Origin of the sequence: Citrobacter sp. MGH106 (assembly GCF_001037495.1) — a bacterium.
Classification (GTDB): Bacteria; Pseudomonadota; Gammaproteobacteria; order Enterobacterales; family Enterobacteriaceae; genus Citrobacter; species Citrobacter murliniae.
Window position 1 is genome coordinate 627000 of the sequence record NZ_KQ089823.1, and the last position, 18287, is coordinate 645286.

18 protein-coding genes are annotated in these 18287 nt (G+C 52.2%); 11 read left to right on the forward strand and 7 right to left on the reverse strand.

The genetic code is table 11. From position 1 onward, the window contains the following. Positions 1-35: 35 nt before the first annotated feature. Positions 36-1457, reverse strand: a complete 1422-nt coding sequence (locus SK36_RS22525) for an L-fucose/L-arabinose isomerase family protein (protein WP_048223374.1) — start codon at positions 1455-1457, stop codon at positions 36-38. A gap of 255 nt (positions 1458-1712) precedes the next feature. On the opposite strand from SK36_RS22525, the gene sodA reads away from it, so the two are divergent. Continuing rightward, the gene (gene sodA / locus SK36_RS22530) at positions 1713-2333 is read left to right on the forward strand and encodes a superoxide dismutase [Mn] (protein ID WP_045449275.1); all 621 of its coding nucleotides are present in this window, start codon (positions 1713-1715) and stop codon (positions 2331-2333) included. 282 nt (positions 2334-2615) lie between these two features. After that, complete coding sequence (kdgT, locus tag SK36_RS22535) at positions 2616-3599, forward strand: 2-keto-3-deoxygluconate transporter (protein WP_045449276.1); 984 nt, start codon at positions 2616-2618, stop codon at positions 3597-3599. An 83-nt stretch (positions 3600-3682) separates the two neighbouring features. On the opposite strand, the gene SK36_RS22540 is transcribed toward kdgT, so the two are convergent. Continuing rightward, a complete protein-coding gene (locus tag SK36_RS22540; protein WP_045449278.1) occupies positions 3683-4573 on the reverse strand; it encodes a dihydrodipicolinate synthase family protein in 891 nt (296 codons plus the stop codon). A 152-nt stretch (positions 4574-4725) separates the two neighbouring features. On the opposite strand from SK36_RS22540, the gene yiiM reads away from it, so the two are divergent. After that, positions 4726-5400 carry a 6-hydroxyaminopurine reductase gene (gene yiiM / locus SK36_RS22545; RefSeq protein ID WP_048223377.1) on the forward strand — a complete coding sequence of 225 codons (675 nt, stop codon included), beginning with the start codon at positions 4726-4728 and terminating at the stop codon, positions 5398-5400. Between the two features lie 62 nt (positions 5401-5462). Here yiiM and cpxA read toward each other — a convergent pair whose 3' ends face one another. Together cpxA and cpxR are read right to left on the reverse strand one after the other, a co-directional pair. After that, a complete protein-coding gene (cpxA, locus tag SK36_RS22550) occupies positions 5463-6836 on the reverse strand; it encodes an envelope stress sensor histidine kinase CpxA (RefSeq protein ID WP_045449282.1) in 1374 nt (457 codons plus the stop codon). Further along, positions 6833-7531 (reverse strand): envelope stress response regulator transcription factor CpxR, encoded by a 699-nt coding sequence (gene cpxR / locus SK36_RS22555; protein ID WP_005121756.1) that lies wholly within the window; start codon positions 7529-7531, stop codon positions 6833-6835. The genes cpxA and cpxR overlap by 4 nt, the downstream gene beginning before the upstream one ends. Before the next feature lie 150 nt (positions 7532-7681). Between cpxR and cpxP the strand changes: the two genes are divergently transcribed. From cpxP to SK36_RS22590, 7 genes are all read left to right on the forward strand, one after another. After that, on the forward strand, positions 7682-8182 hold the full coding sequence (gene cpxP, locus SK36_RS22560) for a cell-envelope stress modulator CpxP (RefSeq protein WP_045449284.1): 501 nt from the start codon (positions 7682-7684) through the stop codon (positions 8180-8182). A gap of 147 nt (positions 8183-8329) precedes the next feature. Next, positions 8330-9232, forward strand: coding sequence for a CDF family cation-efflux transporter FieF (fieF, locus tag SK36_RS22565; RefSeq protein ID WP_045449286.1), 903 nt, complete (start codon positions 8330-8332; stop codon positions 9230-9232). Between the two features lie 173 nt (positions 9233-9405). After that, the gene (gene pfkA / locus SK36_RS22570; RefSeq protein ID WP_045449287.1) at positions 9406-10368 is read left to right on the forward strand and encodes a 6-phosphofructokinase; all 963 of its coding nucleotides are present in this window, start codon (positions 9406-9408) and stop codon (positions 10366-10368) included. Between the two features lie 206 nt (positions 10369-10574). Then, positions 10575-11564 (forward strand): sulfate/thiosulfate ABC transporter substrate-binding protein Sbp, encoded by a 990-nt coding sequence (gene sbp / locus SK36_RS22575; protein ID WP_048223378.1) that lies wholly within the window; start codon positions 10575-10577, stop codon positions 11562-11564. A gap of 105 nt (positions 11565-11669) precedes the next feature. Then, on the forward strand, positions 11670-12419 hold the full coding sequence (locus tag SK36_RS22580) for a CDP-diacylglycerol diphosphatase (protein WP_045449291.1): 750 nt from the start codon (positions 11670-11672) through the stop codon (positions 12417-12419). Between the two features lie 73 nt (positions 12420-12492). Continuing rightward, the gene (locus tag SK36_RS22585; RefSeq protein ID WP_048223379.1) at positions 12493-13797 is read left to right on the forward strand and encodes an SLC13 family permease; all 1305 of its coding nucleotides are present in this window, start codon (positions 12493-12495) and stop codon (positions 13795-13797) included. Positions 13798-13910: 113 nt separating this feature from the next. Continuing rightward, a complete protein-coding gene (locus SK36_RS22590) occupies positions 13911-15383 on the forward strand; it encodes a DASS family sodium-coupled anion symporter (RefSeq protein WP_048223382.1) in 1473 nt (490 codons plus the stop codon). A 50-nt stretch (positions 15384-15433) separates the two neighbouring features. Here SK36_RS22590 and tpiA read toward each other — a convergent pair whose 3' ends face one another. Together tpiA and SK36_RS22600 are read right to left on the reverse strand one after the other, a co-directional pair. Further along, positions 15434-16201 (reverse strand): triose-phosphate isomerase, encoded by a 768-nt coding sequence (tpiA, locus tag SK36_RS22595; RefSeq protein ID WP_003028783.1) that lies wholly within the window; start codon positions 16199-16201, stop codon positions 15434-15436. 109 nt (positions 16202-16310) lie between these two features. Continuing rightward, positions 16311-16910: a YiiQ family protein gene (locus SK36_RS22600; protein WP_045449300.1), complete on the reverse strand. Its 600-nt coding sequence runs from the start codon at positions 16908-16910 to the stop codon at positions 16311-16313. Between the two features lie 100 nt (positions 16911-17010). On the opposite strand from SK36_RS22600, the gene SK36_RS22605 reads away from it, so the two are divergent. Then, positions 17011-17433, forward strand: a complete 423-nt coding sequence (locus SK36_RS22605; protein WP_045449302.1) for a DUF805 domain-containing protein — start codon at positions 17011-17013, stop codon at positions 17431-17433. A gap of 96 nt (positions 17434-17529) precedes the next feature. On the opposite strand, the gene fpr is transcribed toward SK36_RS22605, so the two are convergent. After that, a complete protein-coding gene (gene fpr, locus SK36_RS22610) occupies positions 17530-18276 on the reverse strand; it encodes a ferredoxin--NADP(+) reductase (RefSeq protein ID WP_048223389.1) in 747 nt (248 codons plus the stop codon). Positions 18277-18287 lie beyond the last annotated feature (11 nt).

Consider the following 18287-nt stretch of genomic DNA (forward strand, 5'->3'; position numbering starts at 1 on the left):
CCCCTCTTTTTTGAGAAGGGCGGAAATGTCGCGGGTTAGCAGATTTTTACTGCCTGAATGCCCAGCAGCCAGGCGAGTTTATCCAGCACGTCGCCATGATGACCAAGGCCAATGCTGCAATGGTGGGCTGGACCGCCCAGGCACCACTGCGTTGTGAATTCGCGAGCCGATAAAGGGAAACGATAGCGGCTGTTGGTGTTGCCGATATCCAGTACTTCACCCGCCACAGCTTTACCTTCGGCATACTGCAAACGCACGCCGTTTTCGGCATCTTCAACAACTGAAAGAAAGGTTACCGGGCCGGGTTTTACGGTCATCTGGATAGATACACCTTTACCGGGTTTACCATGATAAACCGGCAGCGGTACCAGGTTAACCGGGCCGTCCGCCATCAGCGGATGTGCCGGGCCGTCATGCCCCCACAGTACAACATTGTCATTAAATTCAATTCCATAGGGTTCAGAGAACGAACCTCCGGCCCCCAGGAGCTGCTGGATTTTCATTGCCAGCACGTTTTTGATTTCATATTCTCCTGCCACGGGAATACCGCGGTGGGTGAGCAGCGTGTTACCGAGGATGATTGAGGTGATGATATTTTCGTAAGCATTACCGCTTCGACCTTCGTAGTAATAGGCCAGTGCGCCAAGGGTATTCCGGGCAATAAGTTTATCCATGGCGCAGGCCGTGGTGAGCGCGCGGTCAAGTTCAGCGGGTTCACAGGCTGCTTCCACCTGTAGCACGCGGTTCGTCTCTTGCCGTTTAGCGCAGAGGTCCGTCTCGCTGACCTGCTCGCGATATTCCGCCAGCTCACACATTTCCAGCGGCTTAAAACGTACGCCCAATCTGGCGGATAAATTCGTCATATTGCTGTAAACGTCCACCATACCGTCATAATAGTGTCCGAGTACGCCGACCTGACAGTTTGACAGCATCTGGCGTACGTTCAGGGCCTGTAGCCACTGCGCAGTTTGTTGCCAGACGTACTCATCGCCCTGTAATGCACCCACAATCAGTTGAAAGCGGATATTCGCGCGGTTAAACACGTTTGCCAGTTCGGGCGCGCTACAGGCCTGGCAGTGCGCCAGCCATTCTCCGGTACGCCCGCCCCGATCCGGGATTTGACGGATCGTCGAATAGGGCAGGCCAGGCTCTGGCTGTAAGGCCAGAATAATGACCGGCTTGTTGATGCTTTGCACCAAAGGCAGTACCGTTGCGCTGAGGGCATAGGTGCTGATGTACAGGCAGACAGCATCGACAGGCTGCTGCTGCAACCGCCTGATAAGGGCGTCGGCTTTGTCGACGTTATCGATCAGGCCGCCGTTAATTACGGTGGCTTGTTGCGCCGTCAGACGCTCGTCAATTGTTTGCAGATAGCCCTGAAGTCGTGACTCCAGGCCAGTAAACTGGGGCCAGTATGTGTCGAGGCCGATACCGAAAAGGGCGATGTTGACAGACATAGCAATATTTCCTCGTGAGATAATCCAGAGACTATCTCTTGCTTTGTCTCCCGTGTCCTTTATGTCGTTGCCTGTTTTCTCTGCGTGTTGGCAAAATTCTCCTGATTATTCCGCTAATGCTCACATTTTCATCTCATAATAGCCATGTAAAAAGTACGGCATTGATAATCATTTTCAATATCATTTAATTAACTATAATGACTCAACTGCTTACGCGGCGTTAACACTGGCCGCCCGACAATACTGGAGATGATTATGAGTTATACACTGCCATCCCTGCCGTACGCTTATGATGCCCTTGAACCGCACTTTGATAAGCAGACGATGGAAATTCACCATACCAAACACCACCAGGCCTATGTAAACAACGCTAACGCTGCGCTGGAAAGCCTGCCTGAATTCGCCAACCTGTCTGCTGAAGAGCTGATCACCAAACTGGATCAACTGCCTGCGGATAAGAAAACCGTACTGCGTAACAACGCTGGCGGTCACGCTAACCACAGCCTGTTCTGGAAAGGGCTGAAAACCGGTACCACGCTGCAGGGCGATCTGAAAGCCGCTATTGAGCGCGACTTTGGCTCTGTTGATAACTTTAAAGCTGAATTTGAAAAAGCGGCAGCAACCCGTTTCGGTTCTGGCTGGGCGTGGCTGGTTCTGAAAGGTGACAAGCTGGCTGTTGTTTCCACTGCTAACCAGGATTCCCCGCTGATGGGCGAAGCTATCTCTGGTGCTTCTGGCTTCCCGATCGTGGGTCTGGACGTATGGGAACACGCTTACTACCTGAAATTCCAGAACCGTCGCCCGGACTACATCAAAGAGTTCTGGAACGTGGTGAACTGGGACGAAGCAGCAGCGCGTTTTGCGGCGAAAAAATAAGTTTGATGATGCCTGAAACCTGATAGCGTTACGATTATCAGGCCAGGATCTGATGACCTGATACAGCCCTTACAAGTCATGCTTGTGGGGGCTTTTTTGTGATCAAAATCAATATGGGAACATTGATCCATTTAAATTGAAACAATGTTTTATTGTGCGATTAGGATCACTTTTATCTGTCCTCTGAGTGTCTATCTTCTTTCCATCAAGACGGGCGCATCTCATAAGCAAGATGCAATCGCCCATAAAAATGCCCCATTTTTATGTCTACAGGTGATGGAAATGCATATCAAACGTACGATAGAGAAAATCCCAGGCGGTATGATGCTGGTGCCGCTATTTCTGGGCGCGTTATGTCACACCTTTTCACCCGGCGCCGGAAAATACTTCGGCTCATTCACCAACGGTATGATCACTGGCACAGTGCCGATTCTGGCTGTCTGGTTCTTTTGCATGGGGGCGTCGATTAAGCTAAGCGCCACCGGAACCGTACTGCGTAAATCTGGCACGTTAGTAATAACCAAGATTCTGGTGGCATGGGTAGTGGCGGCGATCGCTTCGCGCATTCTTCCAGAACATGGAGTGGAGGTGGGGTTCTTTGCCGGGTTGTCCACGCTGGCGCTGGTGGCTGCAATGGATATGACCAACGGCGGGCTGTATGCCTCGATCATGCAGCAATACGGCACCAAGGAAGAGGCTGGGGCGTTTGTCCTGATGTCACTGGAGTCCGGCCCGCTCATGACCATGGTCATTCTGGGAACTGCGGGGATTGCTTCGTTTGAACCGCATGTGTTTGTCGGTGCGGTGTTGCCGTTCCTGATTGGTTTTGCACTGGGAAATCTGGACCCTGAGCTTCGCGAGTTCTTCAGTAAAGCGGTGCAAACGCTGATACCTTTCTTTGCCTTCGCATTGGGTAACACCATTGATTTGAGCGTGATTGCTCAGACCGGCGTGCTGGGTATACTGCTGGGCGTAGCGGTGATTATCGTCACCGGTATCCCATTGATTATCGCCGATAAACTGATTGGCGGCGGGGATGGTACGGCGGGGATTGCGGCTTCCAGCTCTGCAGGTGCGGCAGTTGCCACGCCGGTGCTGATTGCCGAAATGGTTCCAGCGTTTAAACCAATGGCTCCGGCAGCGACTTCTCTGGTGGCAACCTCGGTGATTGTGACATCAATTCTTGTGCCGATTATCACTTCTATCTGGTCGAAAAGAGCTAAAGCCAGAGCGGCGGAAATTGATATTCGCGGCACGGTGAAGTAAATATTTTTTACCGGATAGCGCTGCGCTTATCCAGCCAATGTAGGCCCGGTAAGCGTTCGCGCTACCGGGCATCAGGTGCAAAACTAAAGGACAAAGACCTCGTCAATTGTCCGACACTCACTCTCGTTCAGTTCCCCACCTGCATTACGTGAAACCCCTGAGCAATAACCATACTTACGTGACACTACAGTTTTAATGGTGGTGACAAAATCCTCGCCAATCGCGTAGATGGACATATACGTGCCAATCTTATCCTGAATGTCGCGTAGCGCCGCCAGGTCGCCCTGCTTAAATGCCTCGCGCGCGCTGACAAACAGTTCCGGCATGACGTTGTTCAACCCTGAGATAATCCCTGCGCCACCTGCCAGCAGGTTAGGAATGTAGTATTCGTCGTAGCCGGAGAGCACAGCAAAATCTTCCCGCACGGCGCGGGTTGTCTGAATCATGCTGCGGGTATGCGACTGGCAGTCCACGGTGTCTTTAATACCGGCGAAGTTCGGGAACTCAGCGGCGAGTGTGGCAACCAGTTCAGGCGTTAAATCACAGCCGGTACGTGCCGGGAAGTTATAGGCAAACCATTTTCCACTGAGCTTCTGTCCTAGCTGGCGGAAGTAGCTCAGCAACTGTTTCGATGTTTGTCCGTAGTAGTAAGGTGGCAGGATCATGACGGCATCATATCCTGAGTGAAACGCTTCTTGCGCCATCAGCAGAACATCATTTTGGCATGTGGATGAGACATTTGCGACCATCTTCAGCGAGCTCATGGCCCGGGCCTCACGGATCAGCAACAGTCTCTCTTCCAGCGTAAAGGAGGCAAATTCCCCAATGCTGCCCATCAGTAAAATAACGTCGATCTTTGCCTCGGTAAGGCGTTTGAGATGCTGACTCAGACCGTTGAGATCGATCTTGCCATCATTGTCCATCGGCGTAATGGACGGACACCAGACGCCAGCAAATTGCGATTGACCAGTCACGTTGTTGACTCCTTAATTGAAATGATGTTTCAAAACCAGTTTACATTGATAGCATGTGTACCTAATTTTCATGTGAACCGTGCTCTCATTTTGAGCGACTGGGGTAAAATAAATATGGTGTAATGGGGGAAATTTATCGGGAGAGGGAACAGATGCGATATCCGGTTGATGTTTTTACAGGCAAGATTCGGGACTACATAGGAAGCCGTCCCAGTGCGATTGCGAAAGTTCAGGTCGATGGCGAGCTGATATTGACTGAACTGGGTCTGGCAGGCGATGAGCAGGCGGAAACGAAAATTCACGGTGGACCGGACCGCGCGCTGTGCCACTATCCGCGTGAACACTATCTGCACTGGAGACAAGAATTCCCCGAACAGTCAGAGTTATTTATTGCCCCCGCCTTTGGTGAGAACCTCTCAACTGAAGGAATGACGGAAGAGAATGTTTATATCGGTGATATCTTCCATTGGGGAGAGGCACTGATTCAGGTCACGCAGCCGCGCTCGCCGTGTTTTAAGCTTAACTACCATTTTGGCATCAGTGATATGGCCAGCCAGATGCAAAACGCAGGCAAAACCGGCTGGCTGTACAGCGTTATCGCGCCAGGGATGGTGTCGGCGGATGCCCCCTTGATTCTGACTTCACGTGTCAGTGACGTCAGCGTACAGGAGGCAATTGCTATTGCCTGGCATACGCCGTTCGATGATGAGCAGTACCACCGTTTGCTGTCGGCTGCGGGATTATCAAAAAGCTGGACCAGAACGATGCAGAAACGTCGTTTAAGCGGCAAAATCGAAGACAATTCGCGGAGATTGTGGGGGAAATAATTCCCCCCAGCAGAAACGTAGACCGGGTAAGGCGAAGTCGCCGCCCGGCACAACAGATTTAATTACGAGCGTTTATACAGCGGCAGCCAGAGAACCAGACGCAGACCACCCAACGGGCTGTCTTCGGCCTTCACCCAACCACGGTGCTGCTGAATAGCGGTTTCGACAATCGCCAGACCCAGACCGGTACCGCCGGATTCGCGGTCACGCGCTTCATCGGTACGATAGAACGGACGGAAAATCTGTTCTCTGTCTTCGGGACTCACCCCCGGGCCATCATCGTCTACGGTGATGGTAATCCCGTCTTTATCCACCGCGAAGCCAACTTCAATCTTGGTGTGCGAGTAACGCAGGGCGTTGCGAACAATGTTCTCCAGCGCACTTTCCAGCGCATTCGGGTTACCGTACAGCGGCCACGGCCCTGGCGGGAAGTTTACCGTTAACGATTTACCCATCTGCTCAGCTTCAAAGGCGGCGTTATCCAGCACTTCGCCCCACAACTGGTTTGCTTTCACGGTTTCACTGACCAGCGCGTTTTTCTGTTGATTACGCGACATGACCAGTAAATCGTTGATCATGCTGTCCAGTCGGTGTGCTTCCGTTTCAATACGTTCCAGCTCTTTGCTCTCACCGCTACGACGGCGTAGCAGAGCGGTACCCAGTTGCAGGCGCGTCAGCGGCGTTCTCAACTCGTGGGAGATGTCCGACAACAGCCGTTGTTGGCTGGTCATCATCCGTTCCAGAGCGGTCACCATCTGGTTAAAACTGGCGCCTGCTGCAAGAAACTCCTGCGGGCCTGCTTCCAGTTCCGGATGCTGACGCAGGTTACCCTGTGCCACTTCATCCGCCGCATTTTTCAGCTTACGTGCCGGTTTCGCCAGGCTCCAGGCAAGCCAGAGCAACAACGGGGAACTGACCAGCATGGTGACGATCAGCAGTAACAGCGGTCGGTCAAACAGCAGGTTGATAAAGTCTGATTGTGAACTGCTGGCAGGTCGAATGAGATACAGTTGGTAGTTATCTTCGCCATCTCTGACAGAGAAAGGCCCGACCATCTCAACGCGACCGTACTTTTTCTTTTGTGGGTGGTCGGCGTTATCCGCCTGACCAATAAAGTTACGAATGATCTGCATTTCGTTGCGTTCTGCACCGATCACGCGTCCTTCCGTCGTAACAAGCAATAAACGTTGTCCCGGCGGTGCCCACTTGTCTATTGCACGGAACAGGCGACGCCACCACATCAAATCATTGGGTGGATCGTTCGCGAGTTCAGCTTCAACGTGTTGCTCGATCATCAACCCCTGGCGCTGTTCGCTGTCCAGTAGCTCGGTCATCTGGCGTGAGTCGAGCTTGGGTAACATCAGTACCAACATCAACACCAGTGCCAGCGTCAACCAGAAGATGGCAAAGATGCGTGCGGTTAAGCTCCCTATCATGAAGCGGAGACCATCAGGTAGCCGCGACCGCGCAGGGTTTTAAACCACGGGTGTCCGTCTTTACGCTCTGGCAGCTTACGACGCAGGTTAGAGATATGCATATCGATAGCACGGTCGAACGGTGTCAGACGTTTGCCCAGCACTTCCTGGCTTAAATGTTCACGAGAAACCACCTGACCGAGATGCTGTGCCAGCAAATAGAGCAGGGTGAATTCGGTGCCAGTTAACTCCAGGGTTTGTCCATCGAAGCTGGCTTCCTGGCGACCTGGGTTGAGGCTTAACGCATCCACTTCCAGCGTCGGCGAACCGTTGTCGCTGTTCTGCTGCTGTTCGCTCCAGTGTGAGCGGCGCAGAATAGCGCGGATGCGCGCGACCAGTTCACGGTCGTTAAACGGTTTCGGTAAATAGTCGTCCGCGCCCAGCTCAAGGCCGAGTACGCGATCCAATTCGCTGCCGCGTGCGGTCAGCATGATTACAGGTGTCTGGTGTGTCTGGCGAAGCGCTTTCAACGTATCAATGCCGTTTTTCTTCGGCATCATGACATCGAGCAAAAGTAAATCGATGCTGTCATCCAGAAGCTCAAGTGCCTGCTCCCCGTCATGGGCAACCAGCACATCGAAACCTTCCATTTCGAGCAACTCCTTTAACAGGGATGTCAGCTCTCGGTCATCATCAACTAACAGGATTTTATTCATTGTTTACGTACCTCCGAGGCAGAAATTACGTCATCAGGCGGCGCTAATCTATGACTTTACGTTGTTTTACACCCCCTGACGCATGTTTGCAGCCCGAATCGTAAACTGTCTCTCGTTGAATCGCGACAGAAAAGATTTTGGGAGCAAGTGATGGGCAAAGTTACCGCTGCCGTCATGGCCTCAACGCTGGCACTCAGCACTTTAAGCCATGCAGCTGAAGTCGTCACAGGCGATCACTGGCACCTGGGAGAAAGCGGCTCGCAACGTAATGCGCAGAGCCACATGTTCGACGGTATCAGTTTAACCGAACATCAACGCCAACAGATGCGAGATTTAATGCAGCAGGCAAGACATGAGCAGCCTCCTGTTAATGTTAGCGAAATGGAGACAATGCATCGCCTTGTCACCGCAGAGAAATTTGATGAAAGCGCTGTGCGCGCTCAGGCAGAAAAAATGGCACAAGAGCAGGTTGCCCGCCAGGTTGAAATAGCCAAGGTTCGCAACCAGATGTATCGCCTGTTAACGCCCGAGCAGCAAGCGGTTTTAAATGAGAAACATGAACAACGAATGGAGCAACTGCGCGACATGGCGCAATGGCAAAAAAGCTCATCGTTGAATTTATTGAGTAGTAGCAACTCACGTTCCCAGTAGTAACCCTGTTTTCCTTGCCATAGACACCATCCCTGTCTTCCCCCACATGATGTGGGGGTTTTTTTTGCCCAAAATTTGACGCTCTGTTATTGCCTGACTGTTTTACTTCATCCGTTATACTAGCGGCATATCCTGGCAGGAGTGTTTATGAATCAAACCTATGGGCGGCTGGTGAGCCGGGCGGCAATCGCCGCGACAGTGATGGCATCGCTGTTACTTTTGATCAAAATTTTTGCGTGGTGGTACACCGGATCGGTGAGTATTCTGGCTGCACTGGTGGATTCTCTGGTAGATATCGCCGCGTCGTTGACCAATCTTTTGGTGGTGCGTTATTCATTGCAACCGGCTGATGATGAGCACACTTTCGGACATGGGAAGGCAGAATCGCTGGCGGCGCTGGCACAAAGTATGTTTATTTCAGGCTCGGCGCTGTTTTTGTTTTTGACCGGTATTCAGCATCTGGTCCAGCCGACGCCGATGAAAGATCCGGGCGTAGGGGTGATCGTCACCGTCATTGCGTTAATTTGTACTATCATACTGGTCACGTTTCAGCGCTGGGTTGTGAAACGTACGCAAAGTCAGGCTGTCCGGGCAGATATGCTTCATTATCAGTCTGATGTTATGATGAACGGAGCGATCCTCGTTGCGCTTGGCCTTGCCTGGTATGGCTGGCATCGTGCGGATGCCTTGTTTGCCCTCGGAATTGGCATCTATATTTTATATAGCGCATTACGTATGGGGTATGAGGCGGTGCAATCCTTACTGGATCGCGCTTTACCCGATGGGGAACGTCAGGAAATTATTGATATTGTGACGTCATGGCCGGGAGTCAGCGGCGCTCACGATCTTCGCACGCGGCAGTCAGGGCCGACCCGCTTTATTCAGATTCATTTGGAAATGGAAGATAATCTGCCGCTCGTTCAGGCGCATTTAGTGGCTGAACAGGTTGAGCAGGCAATTTTGCGGCGTTTCCCGGGATCGGATGTGATTATTCACCAGGATCCCTGTTCCGTCGTACCCAGGGAAGGCAAGATGTTTAATTCGTTGTAAAAAGTGTGCCAGGCCAGCATTTTGTGTATAAATTACCACCATTTGGCCTGACCTGAATCAATTCAGCAGGAAGTGATTGTTATACTATCTGCATATTCGTTGGATCGTTTCGATATGCGGAATCGACTTCCGGCAGCAGATTTCATTTTGCATTCCAAAGTTCAGAGGTAGTCATGATTAAGAAAATCGGTGTGTTGACAAGCGGCGGTGATGCGCCGGGCATGAACGCAGCAATCCGTGGTGTTGTACGTGCAGCGTTGTCGGAAGGACTGGAAGTCATGGGGATCCATGATGGCTACCTGGGTTTGTATGAAGACCGTATGGTCCAGCTTGACCGCTACAGCGTATCCGACATGATTAACCGTGGCGGTACTTTCCTCGGTTCTGCTCGCTTCCCTGAATTCCGCGACGAAAATGTGCGTGCAGTGGCTATCGAAAACCTGAAGAAACGTGGCATTGATGCACTGGTTGTTATTGGTGGTGACGGTTCTTACCTGGGTGCAAAACGCCTGACTGAAATGGGTTTCCCGTGCATCGGTCTGCCGGGCACGATCGACAACGATATTAAAGGCACTGACTACACTATCGGCTACTTCACTGCACTGGGTACCGTGGTAGAAGCGATTGACCGCCTGCGTGATACCTCTTCTTCTCACCAGCGTATTTCCATCGTTGAAGTGATGGGCCGTTACTGTGGCGATCTGACCCTGGCGGCAGCAATCGCGGGTGGCTGTGAGTTTGTTGTGGTACCGGAAGTGGAATTCAGCCGTGACGATCTGGTCGCTGAAATCAAAGCTGGGATCGCGAAAGGTAAAAAACACGCCATCGTCGCCATCACTGAGCACATGTGTGACGTTGACGAACTGGCGCATTACATCGAGAAAGAAACAGGCCGTGAAACGCGTTCAACCGTACTGGGCCACATCCAGCGTGGTGGTTCTCCGGTGCCTTACGACCGTATCCTGGCTTCCCGTATGGGCGCGTATGCCATTGAACTGCTGCTGGAAGGTCATGGCGGTCGTTGCGTCGGCATTCAGAACGAACAACTGGTTCACCACGACATCATTGACGCAATTGAAAACATGAAGCGTCCGTTCAAAGGTGACTGGCTGGACTGCGCGAAAAAACTGTACTGATTGTTTTTTCCGCGCCTGATGGCGCTACGCTTATCAGGTCTACAGGTTGCAGAGACTTGTAGGCCGGATAGGGCGTTAGTCGCCATCCGGCACATCCCCTCGTTTTTATTCCCCCAAGTTATAGCAAATCTTTTTTTATTCTTTAATGTTTGGATCGCTTTCTGGCACGCTTTGCTCATCACAACACAACATAAGAGAGCTGGGCGATGAACAAATGGAGCGTGGGGTTAACATTATTGCTGGCATCGACCAGCGTTCTGGCAAAGGATATTCAGTTACTTAACGTATCGTACGATCCAACGCGTGAACTGTACGAACAGTACAACAAAGCATTCAGCGCGCACTGGAAACAAGAAACGGGTGATAATGTCGTGATCCGCCAGTCACACGGTGGCTCCGGCAAACAGGCAACCTCCGTTATTAACGGTATTGAAGCCGATGTGGTAACCCTGGCGCTGGCCTATGATGTTGATGCCATCGCTGAACGTGGTCGTATCGATAAAAACTGGATTAAGCGTTTGCCGGATAACTCTGCGCCTTACACCTCCACCATCGTCTTCCTGGTCCGCAAAGGAAATCCAAAGCAAATTCATGACTGGAACGATCTGGTTAAACCGGGCGTGTCGGTCATTACGCCAAACCCGAAAAGTTCAGGCGGCGCCCGCTGGAACTATCTGGCCGCGTGGGGCTACGCGCTGCACCACAACAACAACGATCAGGCCAAAGCACAGGACTTCGTCAAGGCTCTGTTTAAAAACGTTGAAGTACTGGATTCCGGCGCACGTGGTTCAACCAATACTTTTGTCGAGCGCGGGATCGGTGATGTGCTGATTGCCTGGGAAAATGAGGCGCTGCTGGCGACGAATGAACTGGGTAAAGATAAGTTCGAAATTGTCACTCCGAGCGAATCTATCCTGGCGGAACCGACCGTTTCTGTTGTCGACAAAGTGGTCGAAAAGAAAGAGACCAAAGCAGTGGCAGAAGCTTATCTGAAGTATCTCTATTCCCCGCAGGGTCAGGAAATTGCAGCGAAAAACTACTATCGTCCACGCAATCCTGAAATTGCGAAGAAATACGAAAATGCGTTTCCGAAGCTGAAGCTGTTCACCATCGACGAGGAGTTTGGCGGCTGGACAAAGGCGCAGAAAGAACACTTCTCTAACGGCGGCACGTTCGATCAGATTAGTAAACGGTAAGTGCGGATGTCGTTTTCAGGCCCGGTGGCATAATGCGACCGGGCTTTTTTATTTGTCATCATTTTGCGTTACTCTTCCACTTCAATAAGATACAGGGAACGCGCAATGAAAAAAGCAGGCTATTTTTTACTGGTGGTGATCGTTATCGCTGCGACGGCGGGCATTGGCTACTGGAAGTTTACCGCTAATCCGGACGCGTTACGCCAGATTGTGCTTGAGCAATGTCTGCCGAACCAGTTACAACACCAAAATCCTGCACCGTGCGCTGAAGTTAAGCCGGATGCCGGATACGTGGTGTTCAAGGACCGTAACGGCCCTCTGCAATATCTGTTGATGCCTGGCTACCGTATTAACGGGATGGAAAGCCCGCTGTTGCTGAAATCGGGCACGCCAAACTTTTTCTGGCTCGCCTGGCAGGCGCGTAGCTTTATGAGTCAGAAATATGGTCAGGAAATTCCCGACAAGGCAGTATCACTGGCGATCAACTCAGTCACTGGTCGCACGCAAAACCACTTTCATATTCATATCTCTTGTCTGCGTCCTGATGTCAGAACGCAACTGGATGACAATCTGGCGAAGATCGGTACTCGCTGGCTGCCTTTACCCGGTGGGCTACGCGGACACCAGTATCTGGCGCGCCGCGTGACGGAAAGCGAGCTGGTACAACGTAGCCCGTTTATGATGCTGGCGGAAGAAGTTCCTGATGCGCGTGAGCACATGGGCAGCTATGCGCTGGCGATGGCACGCCAGAGCGATGACTCCTTTGTCCTGCTGGCGACGCAGCGCGATCTGCTGTCATTGAATCTCGCCTCCGCCGAGGAAATTCAGGATCATCAATGTGATATTCTGAAGTAACCCCACCTAATCTGGCGTTTACTCTCTTTGCCTGTCCCCGTATTCTTGTTGAAAAAAACAACAGGAGACAGGCATGTCGATCTGGCTTACGCACCCTCTGTTTATTCCTTCTCTGGTGGTTGGCATCACCATTCTGCTCTGGGCAACGTCGCTGTTACCGGAGTTTATAACCGCTCTGCTGTTCTTTTCTGTGGCGATGGTGGCCAAAATTGCTCCACCGGATGTGATCTTTGGTGGCTTTGCATCGTCAGCGTTCTGGCTGGTCTTTAGCGGTTTCATACTGGGTATCGCGATTCGTAAAACGGGACTGGCGGATCGGGCTGCGCGTGCGTTGTCGTCCCGGCTGACCGACTCCTGGCCGTTAATGGTTGCGAGCGTGGTGCTGCTTAGCTATGCGCTGGCGTTTGTAATGCCATCCAATATGGGGCGCATTGCGTTGTTGATGCCGATTGTTGCGGCGATGGCGAAACGTGCCGGAATTGCCGATGGTACCCGCGCCTGGTACGGCCTGGCGTTAGCCGTTGGTTTTGGCACCTTCCAGCTTTCCGCCACAATTCTACCCGCGAACGTACCTAACCTGGTAATGAGTGGTGCAGCGGAAGGCTCTTACGGTATCCATCTGAATTACCTTCCCTATTTGCTGTTACATACGCCTGTGCTGGGTTGGCTGAAAGGTGTGGTACTTATTGTGCTTATTTGCTGGCTGTTCCCCGGCAAGCCTCATGCACCGCGTGATCTGACGCCACCTGAACCGATGAGTGGTGATGAGAAACGTCTGGCCTGGATGTTGACGGTCGTGCTGATTATGTGGGTGAGTGAAAGCTGGCACGGCATTGGTCCAGCCTGGACCGGCCTGACGGCAGCGGTCATTACGCTGTTGCCCCGTGTTGGTTTTATTAATGGGGAGGAGTTTTCCAGTGGCGTAAATATCCGCACCTGTATATATGTGGCAGGTATCCTGGGGCTGGCGATCACTGTGACGCAGACCGGCATTGGTAGTGCGGTGGGCGAAGCACTGTTACAGGTGATGCCGTTGGATGCGAATAAACCGTTTACCAGCTTCCTGGCGTTGACCGGTATCACCACCGCGCTCAATTTTATTATGACGGCTAACGGCGTTCCGGCACTGTATACCACGTTGGCCCAGAGCTTTTCCGATGCGACCGGGTTCCCGCTGCTGTCGGTGATTATGATTCAGGTTCTGGGTTATTCCACCCCGTTGTTGCCGTATCAGGCATCACCGATTGTGGTGGCGATGGCGTTAGGGAAAGTGCCCGCAAGAGCAGGGATGTTGCTGTGTATTACGCTGGCGGTGGCGACGTATCTGGTACTGTTGCCGCTGGATTACGTGTGGTTTAGCGTATTAGGGAAATTATAGTTTCATCGTGGTGTTAATTTTTTGTTTTGTGAGATGATGAATTGTTTTATTTGTGCTGATACCGGTTAATACCGGAGCGCGTACTTGCGCACTGGAAACTCAAGGATTGATTCATGGACAGATTGACCCCCATCCGCTGTTGGCCTGCCATCATCTCGATCGTTATTACGCTGACAATCTGGTTTATTATTCCTTGCCCCCCTGACGTAACTCCTGAGGCGTGGCATCTGTTGGCGCTGTTTATCGGCACGATCGCGGCGATTATTGGCAAGGCCATGCCCATCGGCGCTATCGCAATTGTGGCGATTATGCTGGTGGCTATGACAGGCGTTACCAACCCTGGTAAACCCTCAGCGGCGTTGAACGACGCGCTAAGCGGTTTCTCGAACCAACTGATCTGGCTGATTGGGTTATCCATCATGCTGTCGCAAAGTCTGTTGAAAACGGGGCTGGGTGCGCGTATCGGCTATGGGTTTATTGCCTTGTTCGGCAAAAGAACACTGGGTATCGCCTGGGCATTAACGCTGGCGGAAACGATGATCGCGCCCGTAACGCCGAGCAATACCGCGCGCGGCGGCGGCATTATCCATCCGGTGATGCGGGCGATTGCAGAAAGTCTCGGGTCTCAACCCGGCGACAAGGAAAATGGTTCAACGGGGCGATATCTTGCACTGGTGAACTACAACATTAACCCGATCAGTTCAGCAATGTTTATCACAGCGACTGCACCTAACCCCTTAATTGTTAGCTTTTTGACTAAAGGGTCAGATGGGGTGCTGAATATGACCTGGGGGATGTGGGCTATCGCGGCGCTCCTTCCTGCTGTCGTCTCATTGATCGTGATGCCCATCGTTATCTGGTGGCTCTATCCACCGGCCATTACGCGTACGCCGAATGCGCCGCAGTTTGCCCGGGAAAAGCTGGGTGCGCTTGGCCCGCTATCGCTGGCAGAAAAAATCACCCTCGCAGTTTTCGTTTTGTTGCTTTGCCTGTGGGCGGGTGTTCCTGCGATGCTGATGGGCAACGGCTGGGCTGTTAACCCCACCAGTGCGGCGTTAATTGGCCTATCCATTCTGCTCGTGACGGGGGTATTAAACTGGGACGATATTCTTAAATGCCGCGGTGCATGGGATACGATAGTCTGGTTTGCCGCTCTGGTGATGATGGCGGACTTCCTGAGCAAACTGGGTCTGGTGGGTTGGCTGGCGACGAGCGTGGGCAGTGCAATTGATCATCTCGGTGTCCACTGGAGTATCGCGACACTGCTGCTGATCCTGCTTTACGTCTATTCACACTACTTTTTCGCCAGTACCACCGCGCATATTACGGCCATGTTCGCGGCGTTCTTCGCTGCGGGATTAGGTCTCGGCGCTCCCCCGGCACTGCTTGGACTGATGCTGGGTTTCTCTTCTTCACTGATGATGTCGCTCACGCATTATGGTACGGGTACTGCACCCATCATCTTTGGTTCGGGCTATGTCACGTTGGCGGAGTGGTGGAAAACGGGGCTAGTGATGAGCGTGGTCAACCTGACTATCTGGGGAGTGACCGGAGCCTTTTGGTGGCACTGGCTGGGATACTGGTAAAACGGAATCGCCGGATGTGACGGGAGGAGCATGCCTCCCGTCGCAACGACTTAAGCCTGTTTAGCGGCTTCAGCTGCTTTAACGATCACCGCGAAGGCGTCAGCTTTCAGCGAAGCACCGCCAACCAGCGCACCGTCGATGTCCGGCTGGGCAAACAGTTCTGCTGCGTTAGCTGCGTTTACGGAACCGCCGTACTGGATGATGACTTGTTCAGCGATTTTCGCGTCAGCTTTAGCAATGTGGTCACGGATGAATTTGTGAACAGCCTGAGCCTGTGCCGGAGTTGCAGATTTGCCAGTACCGATAGCCCATACAGGTTCGTAAGCGATAACCACGCCTTCGAATGCCGCAGCACCCTGAGTTTTCAGAACGGCGTCGATCTGACGTGCGCAAACTTCTTCAGTTTTGCCTGCTTCGTTTTCTGCTTCGGTTTCACCGATGCACAGAACCGGGGTCAGACCCTGTTCTTTCAGCACAGCGAATTTTTTAGCGATGAGCTCGTCAGACTCTTTGTGATAAGTACGACGCTCGGAGTGGCCGATAATGATGTACTGCGCGCCGATGTCTTTCAGCATTTCAGCTGAAGTTTCACCAGTGAATGCGCCAGACAGGTTCAGGTCAACGTTCTGCGCGCCCAGGATGATGTGGCTACCGGCAGCAGCGTGTTTTGCCAGGTCGATATACATTTCCGGTGGAGCGATTGCTACTGCACAGCCAGCTACGCCAGCCAGTTCTTTACGCAGGTTAGCAACCAGTTCGTTTACCATATGGCGGCTGCCGTTCAGTTTCCAGTTACCCATCACTAAAGGATGTCGCATTTCATTTCTCCACGCTTTATCAGCGAATTAAGGAATATGGCCGCCCGTCAGGGCAGCATGGTCTGTGAAACAGTATAGAGATTCATCCCTGGAAAGGCTTTGCTTTTTGTCATTTATTCGACTCCTCCAGACTCTCAGATAATGCCAGCTTAATCGGTTCAACAGCGAAGGTCAGCCCCTTTTCGCCGTTATCTGCAACAACATAGCGAATTGCACCCTCAGTTTCTGCGTAGTAATGCTTACCTTTGCCTGCGGTGAGCAATTTTTGCAGCTTTTTCTGGCTTTGTTCTTTGGTCAGTAAAGGGGCTACGGTGCGGATGATGGCGCTCATGTATTCCAGCGCTTTCGCTTTGGCGGCCTTTTGTTCCGGCCCCTGAATCGGCAGCCAGGTTACCTGCATGCTTTTGATTTTCAGCGTACCGCGCTCAAGAGCAGATGACGCATACAGGTTTTCATTGATCTTACTGGCGGCGCGGGTGAGGTTTGCCTTATCACGGCTGCTGTCGATGGCACGGAACTCATTCAATGCAAGTTTTGGATTCTGCGTATTAAAGTTTTCACGAAATTGGCTGATCGACAGATCAAACGTCGGCGCACCCGCCAGCAGGTAGGGGGCTGTGGTTGCTGTCGAGTGCTCTTCCGCCAGTGCCGTAGTGTTTACGGACAGGGCTGAAAACAATAATAAAAACAGAGTAAATCCTTGCTTCATCAATCGTACCTTTCGTTATGACTGTCCACGATTAAAACGATAACTGTCGGGCTTGTCAAAAGGGTAAACTGTTCTGAAGGCCAATTTTAAAGGAACCTACATGACCATACAGCAGTGGTTATTCTCATTTAAAGGGCGTATCGGACGCCGTGATTTTTGGATTTGGGTCGGCCTCTGGATTGTCGGTATGCTGGTTCTGTTCTCACTGGCGAGTAAAAAATTACTCGATATCCAGACGGCTGCGTTTTGCCTGGTCTGTCTGCTTTGGCCGACGGCGGCAGTGACGGTAAAACGCCTGCATGACCGGGGGCGCTCTGGATTGTGGGCGCTATTGATGATTCTGGCGTGGATGCTGCTGGCCGGAAACTGGGCGATATTGCCAGGCATCTGGCAGTGGGTGGTAGGTCGCTTTATTCCTACGCTGATTCTGGTCGGTATGATTATCGATCTGGGCGCGTTTGTTGGCACTCAGGGTGAAAACAAATTTGGCGTAGATACGCTGGATGTGAAGTATAAAGGGTAAAGCGTAGGCCGGATGAGGCGTTGCCGCCATCCGGCAGATCGCCCGCTGGCGCTACGCTTATCGGACCTACAAAATCAATAAACCCACGGCAATGTCTTACCAGTAGTGCTCGGCAGTCATATGGCCCGGTCGACGACGCAGATGTTTGGTCATCTGCCGGGTCTCTTTCAGTAACTGCTGGGTATCGCGTACCATCTGTGGATTTCCACAAAGCATCACATGGCTGGTGGTGGTATCCATTGCCAGCCCAACTGCTTTTTCCAGCTCGCCGTTTTCAATTAGCGCGGGAACCCGTCCAGTAAGCGAGCCTGTAGCCGTTTCACGGCTGACGACGGTCTGGATACGTAATTTACCTTCGTAGCGTTTTTCCAGCCTCTGCATCAGCGGCAGGTAGCTTAAATCGGCGGCATAACGGGCAGCATGGACCAGCACCAGATTTTTAAAGCGATCAAGATCTTTACCCAACTGCAGAATCGACAAATATGGGCCGATAGCGGTGCCGGTTGCCAGCATCCAGAGCGTGTCACAATCGGGAACTTCATCCAGCACGAAAAATCCTGCGGCTTCGCTTACGACCTGCACTTCATCGCCAGGTTTCAGCGCAGCCAGACGTGGACTGAGTTTACCGTCGGGAACGGTCACCAGATAAAACTCTAAATCAGGATTATCAGGCGCGTTCACATAGGAATAGGCGCGCTGGACGCGCTCACCGTCGATCTCAAGGCCAAGCTTAGTAAACTGACCAGCAGTGAAGGGATGAACTGGAGCTCGCACGGTCAAACTAAACAGGGCATCGGTCCAGTTATGTACCTTCGTGACTTTACCTGTTACCCAATCTGCCATGGTTTTCTCCT

What these genes read in the sequence shown, in the direction of transcription:
- SK36_RS22525 (WP_048223374.1), bottom strand. Translation starts at nt 1,457, where the DNA reads ATGTCTGTCAACATCGCCCTTTTCGGTATCGGCCTCGACACATACTGG.
- sodA (WP_045449275.1), top strand. Translation starts at nt 1,713, where the DNA reads ATGAGTTATACACTGCCATCCCTGCCGTACGCTTATGATGCCCTTGAA.
- kdgT (WP_045449276.1), top strand. Translation starts at nt 2,616, where the DNA reads ATGCATATCAAACGTACGATAGAGAAAATCCCAGGCGGTATGATGCTG.
- yiiM (WP_048223377.1), top strand. Translation starts at nt 4,726, where the DNA reads ATGCGATATCCGGTTGATGTTTTTACAGGCAAGATTCGGGACTACATA.
- cpxA (WP_045449282.1), bottom strand. Translation starts at nt 6,836, where the DNA reads ATGATAGGGAGCTTAACCGCACGCATCTTTGCCATCTTCTGGTTGACG.
- cpxR (WP_005121756.1), bottom strand. Translation starts at nt 7,531, where the DNA reads ATGAATAAAATCCTGTTAGTTGATGATGACCGAGAGCTGACATCCCTG.
- cpxP (WP_045449284.1), top strand. Translation starts at nt 7,682, where the DNA reads ATGGGCAAAGTTACCGCTGCCGTCATGGCCTCAACGCTGGCACTCAGC.
- fieF (WP_045449286.1), top strand. Translation starts at nt 8,330, where the DNA reads ATGAATCAAACCTATGGGCGGCTGGTGAGCCGGGCGGCAATCGCCGCG.
- pfkA (WP_045449287.1), top strand. Translation starts at nt 9,406, where the DNA reads ATGATTAAGAAAATCGGTGTGTTGACAAGCGGCGGTGATGCGCCGGGC.
- sbp (WP_048223378.1), top strand. Translation starts at nt 10,575, where the DNA reads ATGAACAAATGGAGCGTGGGGTTAACATTATTGCTGGCATCGACCAGC.
- SK36_RS22580 (WP_045449291.1), top strand. Translation starts at nt 11,670, where the DNA reads ATGAAAAAAGCAGGCTATTTTTTACTGGTGGTGATCGTTATCGCTGCG.
- SK36_RS22585 (WP_048223379.1), top strand. Translation starts at nt 12,493, where the DNA reads ATGTCGATCTGGCTTACGCACCCTCTGTTTATTCCTTCTCTGGTGGTT.
- SK36_RS22590 (WP_048223382.1), top strand. Translation starts at nt 13,911, where the DNA reads ATGGACAGATTGACCCCCATCCGCTGTTGGCCTGCCATCATCTCGATC.
- tpiA (WP_003028783.1), bottom strand. Translation starts at nt 16,201, where the DNA reads ATGCGACATCCTTTAGTGATGGGTAACTGGAAACTGAACGGCAGCCGC.
- SK36_RS22600 (WP_045449300.1), bottom strand. Translation starts at nt 16,910, where the DNA reads ATGAAGCAAGGATTTACTCTGTTTTTATTATTGTTTTCAGCCCTGTCC.
- SK36_RS22605 (WP_045449302.1), top strand. Translation starts at nt 17,011, where the DNA reads ATGACCATACAGCAGTGGTTATTCTCATTTAAAGGGCGTATCGGACGC.
- fpr (WP_048223389.1), bottom strand. Translation starts at nt 18,276, where the DNA reads ATGGCAGATTGGGTAACAGGTAAAGTCACGAAGGTACATAACTGGACC.